Origin of the sequence: Erwinia sp. V71 (assembly GCF_965644245.1) — a bacterium.
GTDB lineage: Bacteria > Pseudomonadota > Gammaproteobacteria > Enterobacterales > Enterobacteriaceae > Erwinia.
The window spans coordinates 1-12482 of sequence record NZ_CBFFRK010000135.1 but is presented as its reverse complement, the minus strand read 5'-3'; the positions used below and the strand labels follow the sequence as shown (position 1 = coordinate 12482).

At 57.4% G+C, this 12482-nt stretch carries 9 protein-coding genes; 7 read left to right on the top strand and 2 right to left on the bottom strand.

What is annotated here, in order from left to right; all coding sequences use genetic code 11:
- Positions 1–294: 294 nt before the first annotated feature.
- Together ACSZO1_RS19420 and ACSZO1_RS19415 are read left to right on the top strand one after the other, a co-directional pair.
- A complete protein-coding gene (locus ACSZO1_RS19420; RefSeq protein ID WP_437615574.1) occupies positions 295–1776 on the top strand; it encodes a sugar porter family MFS transporter in 1482 nt (493 codons plus the stop codon).
- Between the two features lie 144 nt (positions 1777–1920).
- A complete protein-coding gene (locus tag ACSZO1_RS19415) occupies positions 1921–3516 on the top strand; it encodes an ABC-F family ATPase (protein WP_437615572.1) in 1596 nt (531 codons plus the stop codon).
- A gap of 30 nt (positions 3517–3546) precedes the next feature.
- Here the strand turns inward: ACSZO1_RS19415 and moeB are convergent, their stop codons facing one another.
- The gene (gene moeB / locus ACSZO1_RS19410; protein WP_437615570.1) at positions 3547–4308 is read right to left on the bottom strand and encodes a molybdopterin-synthase adenylyltransferase MoeB; all 762 of its coding nucleotides are present in this window, start codon (positions 4306–4308) and stop codon (positions 3547–3549) included.
- Position 4309: 1 nt separating this feature from the next.
- A complete protein-coding gene (moeA, locus tag ACSZO1_RS19405) occupies positions 4310–5545 on the bottom strand; it encodes a molybdopterin molybdotransferase MoeA (RefSeq protein ID WP_437615568.1) in 1236 nt (411 codons plus the stop codon).
- Positions 5546–5798: 253 nt separating this feature from the next.
- Here moeA and ACSZO1_RS19400 point away from each other — a divergent pair, with 253 nt between their 5' ends.
- From ACSZO1_RS19400 to gsiD, 5 genes are all read left to right on the top strand, one after another.
- Complete coding sequence (locus ACSZO1_RS19400; protein WP_437615566.1) at positions 5799–6764, top strand: isoaspartyl peptidase/L-asparaginase; 966 nt, start codon at positions 5799–5801, stop codon at positions 6762–6764.
- 9 nt (positions 6765–6773) lie between these two features.
- On the top strand, positions 6774–8636 hold the full coding sequence (gene gsiA / locus ACSZO1_RS19395; protein WP_437615564.1) for a glutathione ABC transporter ATP-binding protein GsiA: 1863 nt from the start codon (positions 6774–6776) through the stop codon (positions 8634–8636).
- Positions 8637–8714: 78 nt separating this feature from the next.
- A complete protein-coding gene (gsiB, locus tag ACSZO1_RS19390; RefSeq protein ID WP_437615562.1) occupies positions 8715–10253 on the top strand; it encodes a glutathione ABC transporter substrate-binding protein GsiB in 1539 nt (512 codons plus the stop codon).
- 53 nt (positions 10254–10306) lie between these two features.
- Positions 10307–11227: a glutathione ABC transporter permease GsiC gene (gsiC, locus tag ACSZO1_RS19385; protein ID WP_437615560.1), complete on the top strand. Its 921-nt coding sequence runs from the start codon at positions 10307–10309 to the stop codon at positions 11225–11227.
- 110 nt (positions 11228–11337) lie between these two features.
- Complete coding sequence (gene gsiD / locus ACSZO1_RS19380) at positions 11338–12243, top strand: glutathione ABC transporter permease GsiD (RefSeq protein WP_437615558.1); 906 nt, start codon at positions 11338–11340, stop codon at positions 12241–12243.
- Positions 12244–12482: the final 239 nt, after the last annotated feature.

Here is a 12482-nt window from a genome sequence, read left to right as displayed (position 1 = left end):
ATTCAGGCAACCGTCTGTGGTGTTTGCAGAGCTAAGATTGGCGGCTTAGCGTTGCACTTCGGAGTTGAATCCGCCGAGCAGTGAACCCTGTTTTAAACAACCGTAAAAAGGCAATGGTGTGATTTTGGTCACAAAGTAAACTGCAGTCTATGACCTGCTCCACAAAATTTAATTTTCATTGTTACTTAAAATGAAAATATTAGTCTAAATTCAGCTCCGGAGAAGGTGAATTGTTAACATTGATAACAATACCTTGACTGTCCCTACTAACCAGGTACCGGAGAAACAGCCATCATGGCAAAAGAACAATATCTCACGCCGAACAGCGCGTCAGGGCCGAACAGTAACACCAGGACCGAACCCTTCGTTAAAGTTATCGCCGCTATCGCCACCCTCGGCGGTTTGCTGTTCGGTTATGACACCGGCGTTATTTCAGGCGCGCTGCTGTTTATGGGCGCAGAGTTACATCTTACCCCCTTCACTACCGGGCTGGTCACCAGCTCACTGTTGTTTGGCGCGGCTTTTGGCGCGCTGCTGTCGGGCCATTTCGCTGCCGCAGCCGGACGTAAAAAAATCATTGTTATCCTCGCCGTGCTGTTTGCGGTGGGTGCAATCGGCACGGCGCTGGCGCCGGATGTGAACTGGATGATTTTCTTCCGTCTGGTATTAGGCGTGGCAGTGGGTGGTGCATCCGCGACCGTACCGGTGTATATCGCTGAGATCGCCCCGGCAAATAAACGCGGCCAGCTGGTGACGCTGCAGGAACTGATGATCGTTTCCGGTCAGATGCTGGCCTACATCTCCAATGCCGGATTCCATGCCGTGTGGGGTGGGGAAGAGACCTGGCGCTGGATGCTGGCGGTGGCGACCATTCCGGCGGTAGCGCTGTGGTTTGGCATGATGTTTATGCCGGATACCCCACGCTGGTACGCGATGAAAGGGCGGCTGGCCGAGGCACGCCGCGTGCTGGAACGCACCCGGGCAAAAGATGATGTCGAGTGGGAACTGACCGAGATTGAAGAGACACTGGCAGAACAGCGTGATCAGGGCAAACCGCGCCTGCGCGAGTTAGCCACGCCGTGGTTGTTTAAACTGTTCCTGATTGGGATTGGTGTGGCGGTGATCCAGCAGCTGACCGGCGTCAACACCATTATGTATTACGCGCCGACCATGCTGACTGCGGTAGGCATGACCAATGACGCTGCGTTGTTCGCCACCATTGCCAATGGGGTGATCTCGGTACTGATGACCTTTGTCGGTATCTGGCTGCTGGGCAAAATTGGCCGCCGCACCATGGTGAAGATTGGTCAGTTTGGTTGTACCGCCTGCCTGTTCTTTATTGGCGCGATCAGCTATCTGATGCCGGAAACGGTGAACGGCCAGCCGGATGTGTTGCGCGGTTATATGGTGCTGCTCGGCATGCTGATGTTCCTCAGCTTCCAGCAGGGGGCGCTGTCGCCTGTCACCTGGCTGCTGTTGTCGGAAATCTTCCCGACTCGCATGCGCGGTATCTTTATGGGTGGTGCGGTATTCGCGATGTGGATTGCTAACTTCTGTATTTCACTGGCCTTCCCGCTGCTGCTGGCCAGTGTTGGCTTATCTGGCGCGTTCTTTATCTTCGGCGCGATTGGCATTTTCGGCGCCATCTTTGTGGTGAAATGCATTCCGGAAACGCGCAACCGCAGTCTGGAGCAGATCGAACACTATCTGCATGACTGGTTAAGCCCGGATGTGGTAACCAAACCGATGCCTGTGCCAGTGAAGCAGAAAGCGTAAAGCATCACTCCCCCGTTAAAGCCCGCCCTGGCGGGCTTTGTTGCTTTCTGGCGCTATCCGGGCGTGATGGTATCCGTTGTCATGCTTTTTATGGCATAATGCGCGCCGAATCACATTCTGAACCTCCAACCGAAAGGCTATCCTGTGCTAGTTTCCAGCAACGTCACCATGCAGTTTGGCAGTAAGCCGCTGTTTGAAAATATCTCTGTCAAATTCGGCGGCGGCAACCGCTATGGTCTGATTGGCGCTAACGGCAGCGGCAAGTCAACCTTTATGAAAATCCTCGGCGGCGACCTCGTGCCGACTGGCGGTAACGTCTCGCTTGACCCGAACGAACGTATCGGTAAGCTGCGCCAGGATCAGTTCGCTTTCGAACAGTTTACCGTGCTTGATACGGTGATCATGGGTCATGGCGAACTGTGGGAAGTGAAGCAGGAACGCGATCGTATTTACGCGCTGCCGGAAATGAGCGAAGAAGATGGCTATAAAGTCGCCGATCTGGAAGTGAAATACGGCGAAATGGACGGTTACACCGCCGAAGCGCGTGCCGGTGAACTGCTGCTGGGCGTGGGTATCCCGCTGGAACAGCATTACGGCCCGATGAGCGAAGTGGCGCTAGGCTGGAAGCTGCGTGTGCTGCTGGCGCAGGCGCTGTTCTCGAATCCGGAAATCCTGCTGCTCGACGAACCGACCAACAACCTGGATATCGATACCATTCGCTGGCTGGAGCAGGTGCTCAACGAACGTGACAGCACCATGATCATTATTTCGCACGACCGTCACTTCCTCAATATGGTGTGCACGCACATGGCGGATCTCGACTACGGCGAGCTGCGTGTGTATCCGGGCAACTACGACGAGTATATGACGGCGGCGACGCAGGCACGTGAACGTCTGCTGGCGGATAACGCCAAGAAGAAAGCACAGATTAACGAACTGCAGTCGTTTGTCAGCCGCTTCAGTGCGAACGCCTCGAAATCCCGTCAGGCGACATCTCGTGCTAAACAGATCGATAAGATCAAGCTGGAAGAGGTGAAAGCCTCCAGCCGTCAGAACCCATTCATCCGTTTCGAGCAGGATAAGAAACTGTTCCGTAATGCTCTGGAAATTGAGGCGCTGACTAAAGGGTTCGATAACGGCCCGCTGTTTAGCAAACTCAATCTGCTGCTGGAAGTTGGCGAGAAAGTGGCGGTCATCGGTGCCAACGGTATCGGTAAAACCACACTGCTGAAAACGCTGGTCGGCGATGCGCAACCGGATAACGGTACGGTGAAGTGGTCAGAAAATGCCAGCATTGGCTATTACGCCCAGGATCATGCGGCTGATTTTGATAACGATCTTTCGGTCTTCGACTGGATGAGCCAGTGGAAGCAGGCCGGTGATGATGAGCAGGTGGTGCGTGGCTATCTGGGTCGTCTGCTGTTCAGCCAGGACGATATCAAAAAGCCTGCCAAAGTGCTGTCCGGTGGTGAGAAGGGTCGCATGCTGTTCGGTAAGCTGATGATGCAGCGCCCGAATATTCTGATTATGGATGAACCGACCAACCACCTGGATATGGAGTCCATCGAAGCGCTGAACATGGCGCTGGAGATGTACGAAGGCACGCTGATTTTCGTTTCTCACGACCGTGAATTCGTCAGCTCGCTGGCGACCCGCGTACTGGAGATTACCCCGAACAAGGTGATCGACTTTACCGGCAACTACGAAGATTACCTGCGCAGTAAAGGTATTGACGGTTAATAAAAAAGGAGGCGCTGGCGCCTCCTTTTTTTATCCCTGCGTTTTCCCGCATACCTCACACGCCGGATCGCGCATCAGTTTCATCTGGCGGAACTCCAGTGTCATCGCATCGTACAGCAACAGTTTTCCCGCCACGCGGCTGCCGTAATCAGTCAGCAGACGAATCGCTTCCATCGCCTGTAACGCACCAATCACGCCCACCAGCGGCGCCATCACACCCGCTTCGACACAACTCAGGGCATTCTCGCCGAACAGGCGGCTGACACAGCGATAGCAGGGTTCATCCTGCTGCCAGCTGAAAACGCTGACTTGCCCTTCCATCCGAATTGCCGCGCCGGACACCAGCGGCACTCTGGCGGCGAAGCAGAGGCGGTTCAGCTGCTCGCGGGTTGCCACGTTATCACTGCAGTCCAGCACCACATCACTGGCGGCGATCTGCTGGCTCAGCGCAACGTCATCGAGCTGCGCATTGACGGCATTGACAGTAATCAGCGGGTTAATCTCGCTCAAACGCTGGCGTGCCGATTCCACTTTTGCCATGCCAACCTGCGCATCGGTATGCAGAATCTGCCGTTGCAGATTAGAACGCGAGACGGTATCGAAATCGAGCAGGGTCAGCGTGCCGACACCTGCCGAAGCCAGATACTGCGCCGCCGCGCAGCCCAGACCGCCAAGCCCGAGGAGCAGCACGCGCGCGCCTTTCAGTTTCTCCTGCCCCTCAAAATCGAAGCCGCGCAACACAATCTGGCGGTTATAGCGCAGGGTTTCCTCGTCTGTCAGCCCGACCGTCATGTCAGCCTCCCAGCAGGGCGTTGAACGGTTCGATCTCGACCCATTCGCCCGGCTGTACCGTGCCACGCTCACGTTCCAGCACAATAAAGCAGTTTGCCTGGCTGAAGGAGCTGAAGACGTGGGAACCCTGGTGGCCGGTGGAAATCACCTGCAAATCGCCGTCGGCGTTGCGGCTGAATATGCCACGCTGGAAATCCAGCCGGCCGGGCGATTTCTTCAGCACGCCGCTGGCGCGGGCACGCATGCGTGGCGGCAGGGCATCAGCCTGCTGACCGGTCAGGCGCGCCAGCAGCGGCTGCACCAGCTGATAGAAAGTGACGGCAGCGGAAACCGGATTGCCCGGCAGGCCGCAGAACCAGCTGTTCGCCAGCCGGCCAAAGGCGAATGGCTTGCCCGGTTTCATCGCCAGCTTCCAGAAACCAATCTCGCCCAGCTCTTCCAGCATCTGCTTAGTGTAGTCGGCTTCACCGACCGATACACCACCGCTGCTGATCACCACATCAGCCTGCGCATCGGCCTGTAAAAAGGCGGCGCGTAGCGCTTCTGGCTGATCTTTGATAATGCCAAGGTCGATCACCTCGCAGCCGAGCGTTTCCAGCATCAGCCGCACCGCAAAACGGTTAGTATCGTAAATCTGACCCGCGGCCAGCGGCTCGCCGACAGGCTGCAGTTCGTCGCCAGTCGAGAACACTGCCACGCGCAGTTTTCGCAGTACCCGAATCTGACGGATACCAAGTGAGGCCAGCAGCGGCAGTTCCGCCGCGCCCAGTTTGACGCCTGCCGCCAGTACGCTGGCACCCTGGCGGATATCTTCACCCGCGAGGCGAATATTTTGTCCTGCTGTGACATCCGCGAGAATGCGCACGCCATCTTCGAGGCTTTCAGTCTGCTCCTGCATCACCACCGCGGCAGCACCTGCCGGGATCGGTGCGCCGGTCATAATGCGGATACAGCTGCCAGCTGGCCACTCACCCGTAAACGGCGCACCGGCAAAGGCTTTTCCGGCAACGCTCAGTGGCTGCTTATTGGCGAAATCCTCCGTGCGCAATGCGTAGCCGTCCATTGCCGAGTTGGCGAAGGGCGGCACATCCAGCGGTGAGACCACGGCTTCAGCGGTGATACGTCCGGCAGCGGCGGTAATCGCCACCGCTTCGCTGTCTGCCAGCGGAGTAATTTGCGCCAGCATTTTTGCGCGGGCGTCTTCAAGGGAGATTAATCCCGCAGTAAACAGTTCCATTCTCTCTCCACAGCGAGCCGGTTGACGGGCTCGTGATGACTGATATGGCGCTTATTATGGCGCGAAATGGCGGGGGGATCATCCCATCAACGCCGCCAGTATAGCGGGTATAACAGTTTGTTATTATCAGCGTGCGAACAATTGCTTTACATTGCTCAGTTGGCTACCTATATTGAAAAGTTGCCGAAATTTTAAAAAACCTTACCTAACTCAGTGTTTTTCATGCTGATTTAACATCCAGGGCTACAAAATTATGAGCAGAGCAGTAATCGCCATTCATGGCGGTGCCGGTGCGATTTCCCGTGCCGCGATGAGTGTCGAAAAAGAACAAGAGTATCGCCGCGCCTTAGCGGAGATTGTTGCCAGCGGGCAGGCCATTCTGGCTGCGGGCGGCAGTGCGCTCGACGCTGTCACCGAAGCGGTGCGCCTGCTGGAAGAGTGCCCGCTGTTTAATGCCGGTAAAGGCTCGGTGTTTACTCACCAGGGCACCCACGAACTGGATGCCAGTGTGATGGACGGCCGGACACTGGACGTTGGCGCGGTGGCCGGTGTGTCGCACCTGCGTAATCCGGTGCTGGCGGCGCGCGCGGTGCTGGAACACAGCCCGCATGTGCTGTTTATTGGTGAGGGAGCAGAAGACTTTGCCGCGCAGCATCAGCTGGAAACCGTCGAACCTGATTTCTTCTCTACCCCGGCGCGCTGGGAACAGCTGCAGCGGGCGTTAGTCAGTCAGCAAACGCTGCTCGATCATGATGGCGCAGCGCAGGACACCAGCGGCGACCCGCTGGACAACGACCGTAAATTTGGCACCGTGGGTGCTGTAGCCTGCGACCTGCACGGCAATCTGGCCGCGGCCACCTCAACCGGTGGCATGACCAATAAGCAGGCGGGGCGCGTCGGCGATTCCCCGCTGGCAGGAGCCGGTTGCTATGCTAATAATGCCACGGTGGCGGTGTCCTGTACCGGCACCGGGGAAGTGTTTATCCGTACCCTGGCGGCCTACGATACCTCGGCGCTGATGGAGTATGCGGGACTGACATTACAGCAGGCCAGCGATCGCGTGGTGATGGAAAAAATCCCACAGCTCGGCGGCAGTGGTGGTCTGGTGGCGGTGGATCGCGAAGGTAATGTCGCGCTGCCGTTTAATAGCGAAGGAATGTATCGCGGCTATGGTTACCTCGGGGAAGACCCGGTGGTGGGGATCTATCGCGAAGCGTAAGGAGAGGGGATGTCCGAATCGACAGCAGCGGAACAGCTGTCCGCAGAGCAGGTGCTTGCGGTACGTAATCTTGGCGTCAGCTTTCGTCACCAGGGCGTTAATGCGCCGGCGGTGCGTCAGCTGTCGCTGAGCGTTGACCGTGGTGAAACGCTGGCGATTGTCGGTGAATCGGGTTCCGGAAAATCGGTCACTTCACTGGCGCTGATGCGCCTGATTGAGCAGGGCGGCGGCACCCTCGACAGCGGTGAAATCTGGCTGCGTCGCCGCAATGGTGAGGTGCTGGATCTGGCGCAGGCGCGCCAGTCACAGATGCGCCGTATTCGCGGCGCGGACATGGCGATGATTTTCCAGGAACCGATGACGTCGCTCAACCCGGTTTTTCCGGTGGGCGAGCAGATTGCCGAATCGCTGCGTCTGCATCAGGGACTGAGTCACCGCCAGGCGCTGATCGAAGCGCAGCGGATGCTGGATCTGGTGCGTATTCCCGAAGCGAAAAATGTGCTGACGCGTTTCCCGCATCAGCTGTCCGGCGGCATGCGCCAGCGGGTGATGATCGCGATGGCGCTCTCCTGCAAACCGGCGCTGCTGATTGCCGATGAGCCGACGACGGCGCTGGATGTCACCATTCAGGCGCAAATCCTGCAACTGATCCGTGTACTGCAGAAAGAGATGCAGATGGCGGTGATCTTTATTACCCACGATATGGGCGTGGTGGCGGAGATGGCCGACCGGGTACAGGTAATGTATCGCGGTGAAACCATTGAAACCGCGCCGGTCAGCGATATTTTCCGTCAGCCACAGCAGCCGTATACCCAGGCGCTGCTGGCGGCAGTGCCAACTCTGGGCGCGATGCGCGGCCAGCCATTTCCCACCCGCTTCCCGTTGCCCGATGATGACGCAAACAGCACAACATTAGCGCAGGATACGGTGGTGGCAGATGAAGCGCCGATATTACAGGTGCGCGATCTGGTCGCCCGTTTTGCCATGCGCAGCGGCATTTTTAATCGTGTGCAGCGTCAGGTGCACGCGGTGGAGAAGGTCAGCTTTGACCTGCGCCGTGGTGAGACGCTGGCGCTGGTCGGCGAATCCGGCTGTGGTAAATCGACCACTGGCCGTGCGCTGTTACGGCTGGTGGAGAGCCAGGGCGGCGCGATTACCTTTAACGGTCAGCGCATCGATCAGTTAGCGGGGCATCAGCTGGCGCATCTGCGGCGCGACATCCAGTTTATTTTCCAGGACCCTTATGCCTCGCTCGATCCGCGCCTGACGGTAGGCTTTTCCATTATGGAACCGCTGCTGGTGCATGGTGTGATGAAGGGGGCAGAAGCGGAAGCGCGCGTGGCGTGGCTGCTGGAGAAAGTCGGGTTGCTGCCGGAACATGCGCAGCGTTATCCGCATGAGTTTTCCGGCGGCCAGCGTCAGCGCATCTGCATTGCCCGCGCGCTGGCGCTCAACCCGAAAGTGGTGATTGCCGATGAGTCGGTGTCGGCGCTGGATGTGTCGATTCGCGCGCAGATTATCAATCTGCTGCTCGATTTACAGCGCGAATTCGGCATCGCGTTTCTGTTTATTTCGCACGATATGGCGGTGGTGGAACGCATCAGCCATCGTGTGGCTGTGATGTATCTGGGGCAGATTGTCGAAATTGGCCCGCGTGAGGCGGTCTTTGAGCGCCCGCAGCACCCGTATACCCGCAAGCTGATGTCCGCGGTGCCGGTGGCCGATCCTGGCCATCGCCGCCGCGAGCGTGCGCTGCTGGTGGATGAAATGCCCAGCCCGATTCGTGAGCTGGGCGATGAACCGGTCGTCGCACCACTGGTTGAGGTCGGCGCCGGACACTATGTTGCACGGCATGCCATCAGCGGTGCCTGACGTGATTGCGATGCCCTGAATCGTGCTGAACGATGACGGGCAGATACCCTATCAGGGGATGACAGGAGAAAAAGCAAGATGACGATTCCACATACACGTAAGTGGCTGGTAACCGCCGGATTGGTCGCGGGTTTCGCCGCGCTTCCTGCCTGGGCGGCAAAAGATGCGGTGATTGCTGTAGCCTCGAATTTCACCACCCTCGACCCCTACGATGCTAACGACACGCTGTCGCAGACCGTGGCGAAGTCCTTTTATCAGGGACTGCTGGGTTTTGATAAGGATATGAAGCTGATTAATGTGCTGGCGGAAAGCTACACGGTCAGCGCGGATGGCTTAATTTACACCGTTAAGCTGCGTCCGGGGGTGAAATTCCAGGATGGCAGCGACTTCAATGCTGAGGCGGTGAAGGTGAATTTCGACCGTGCCAGTAACCCTGACAGCCATCTGAAACGCTATAACCTGTTTAAAAATATCGCCAGCACGGAAGCGGTCGATGCGACGACGGTGAAGATCACTCTGAAGCAGCCTTTTTCGGCGTTTATTAATATCCTGGCGCATCCGGCTGCGGCGATGATCTCGCCAGCGGCGCTGAAAAAATATGGCAAAGATATCGGTTTTCACCCGGTGGGAACCGGCCCGTATGCGTTCGATACCTGGAACCAGACCGACTTTGTGAAGGTGAAAAAGTGGGGTGGTTACTGGAAACAGGGCTATCCAAAACTCGACAGCATCACCTGGCGTCCGGTAGTGGACAACAACACCCGCGCGGCGATGATGCAGACTGGCGAAGCCAACTTCGCGTTCCCGATCCCGTTTGAGCAGGCGCAGCTGCTGGAGAAGAACAGCAAGCTGGATCTGGTTACCTCGCCATCGATTATGCAGCGCTATATCAGCTTTAACGTGACGCAGAAGCCGTTCGATAATCCGAAGGTACGTGAAGCGATTAACTATGCGATTAACCGTCAGGCGCTGGCAAAAGTGGCGTTCAGCGGTTATGCCACGCCAGCGACCGGCATTGTGCCGCCAGCTATCGACTTCGCCCAGACTTATCCGGCTATCCCTTACGATCCGGCAAAAGCGCGTGAGCTGCTGAAAGAAGCGGGCTACCCGAACGGTTTCACCACCACACTGTGGTCATCCCATAATCACAGCACCGCACAGAAAGTGTTGCAGTTTACCCAGCAGCAGCTGGCGCAGGTGGGGATTAAGGTAACGGTCACCGCGATGGATGCTGGCCAGCGTGCGGCGGAAGTGGAAGGCAAAGGCCAGAAAGAGAGCGGTGTGCGTATGTTCTACACCGGCTGGTCGGCATCAACCGGCGAAGCAGACTGGGCGCTGACGCCGCTGTTTGCCACCGGCTCCTGGCCGCCAGCGATCTTTAACACTGCGTTTTACAGCAATCCGCAGGTGGATAAAGATCTGGCCGATGCGCTGAAAACCACGGACCGGGCGGAGAAAGCGCGCTTGTATAAAGATGCCCAGGACCGTATCTGGAATGAACATCCATGGGCACCGCTGGTGGTGGAGAAACTGGTTTCTGCTAATAGTAAATCCCTGACCGGTTTCTATATGATGCCGGATACGTCATTTAACTTTGATGACGCGGATCTGAAGTAACGGCGGTCGCGCCAGCGCAGGAGCGGCTGGCGCGGCAACGCACAGGATAAGGCATGCTGAATTACTTTATTAAACGCTTACTGGGCCTGATCCCGACACTGCTGATTGTGGCGGTGCTGGTGTTTTTGTTTGTTCATTTGCTGCCCGGCGACCCGGCGCGGTTGATCGCCGGACGCGATGCCGACGCGGAAGTGGTGGCGCTGGTGCGTCAGCAACTGGGGCTGGATCTGCCGCTGCCGCAGCAGTTCTGGAACTATATGCTGAATGTGTTACAGGGCGATTTTGGCTATTCGATGGTTTCGAAGCGTCCGGTCGCGGAAGAGATCGCCGCCCGTTTTCTGCCAACACTGTGGCTGACGCTGTGCAGCATGGTGTGGTCAGTGATTTTTGGGATGGCGATTGGCGTGGTGTCGGCGGTATGGCGTAACCGCTGGCCGGACCGGCTGGGGATGACGCTGGCGGTGTCCGGTATCTCATTTCCGGCGTTTGCGCTTGGCATGCTGCTGATTCAGGTCTTTTCCGTGGAACTGGGCTGGCTGCCGACCGTCGGCGCGGACAGCTGGAGGCACTATATCCTGCCATCCATCACGCTGGGTGCTGCGGTGGCGGCGGTCATGGCACGCTTTACCCGCGCCTCTTTTGTTGAGGTGATGCAGGAAGATTATATGCGTACCGCGCGCGCCAAAGGGGTGCGCGAAACACTGGTGGTGATCAAGCACGGGTTGCGCAATGCGATGATCCCGGTCGTGACCATGATGGGCCTGCAGTTTGGCTTTCTGCTCGGCGGCTCGATCGTGGTCGAGGTGGTGTTTAACTGGCCGGGCATGGGGCGTCTGCTGGTGGATGCAGTGGAAATGCGTGATTATCCGGTGATTCAGGCGGAAGTTCTGCTGTTTTCGCTGGAGTTTATTCTGATTAACCTGATGGTCGATATGCTGTATGCCGCCATCAATCCGGCGATTCGCTACAAATGATGTTTGGCTACGTGCCGGCACAGGGAACCCGGGCAGATCGGAAAGTCGTTTTCCTCTTCTGCCCGGGTTCCCTGTGTTACGTGTGTCAGCTGTTTGAATAAGGACAAGCAATGAAAAACTGGCGACGTGAGGCGGCACTCAAAGTGATGCCCACGATACAGGCAAATCAGGTACGGACGCCATGGCGTGAGTTCTGGCGTAAGTTCCGTCGTCAGCATGTGGCGCTGATTGCCGGGCTGTTTGTCCTGCTGTTGGTGGTGGTGGCGTTTCTGGCACCGTGGATTGCGCCGTTCGATGCGGAAAACTATTTCGATTATGACCGGCTGAATGAAGGCCCTTCCGCGCTGCACTGGCTGGGAGTGGATTCGCTGGGACGCGATATTTTCAGCCGCGTGCTGCTGGGTGCACGCTTGTCGCTGGTGGCCGGATTGTTCTCGGTGGCGATCGGCGCGGCGATTGGCACTGTGCTGGGGCTGCTGGCCGGATATTATGAAGGCTGGTGGGATCGGCTGATTATGCGTCTTTGTGATGTGCTGTTCGCTTTTCCCGGCATTCTGCTGGCGATTGCCGTGGTGGCGATTATGGGCAGCGGCATGTCGAATGTGATTATTGCGGTGGCGATCTTCAGTATTCCCGCCTTTGCCCGCCTGGTGCGCGGTAACACGCTGGTACTTAAGCATCAGACTTATATTGAATCGGCGCGCAGTATTGGCGCGTCGGATATGACCATTATCTGGCGTCATATTTTGCCGGGGACGGTGTCGTCGATTGTGGTCTATTTCACCATGCGTATTGGCACATCGATCATTTCCGCCGCCAGTCTGTCGTTTCTGGGACTGGGCGCGCAGCCGCCGACACCGGAGTGGGGCGCGATGCTGAATGAAGCGCGGGCAGATATGGTGATGGCACCACATGTGGCGATTTTCCCCAGTCTGGCGATTTTCCTGACCGTGCTGGCCTTTAATCTGCTGGGTGATGGTCTGCGCGATGCGCTGGACCCGAAACTAAAAAGTTAACTCAGGCGGGCTCCCTCCCCCATAGAATGGGGGAGGGATGGGGTGGGGGAACAGGCGGCACTGAAGCTGGCATTTCCCCCATCCCGACCTTCCCCCGCCGCGCGGGGGAAGGTGCGTCCAAACCAGGCTGCATATTTAATGTCTGCCTGTATGGCGCAGTCGGTTAAGGAAGGTGCGATTTAATCGTCAATTATGAGAACATAACCCTTTCTTTGACATAGACTTTTCACGATGCCCGC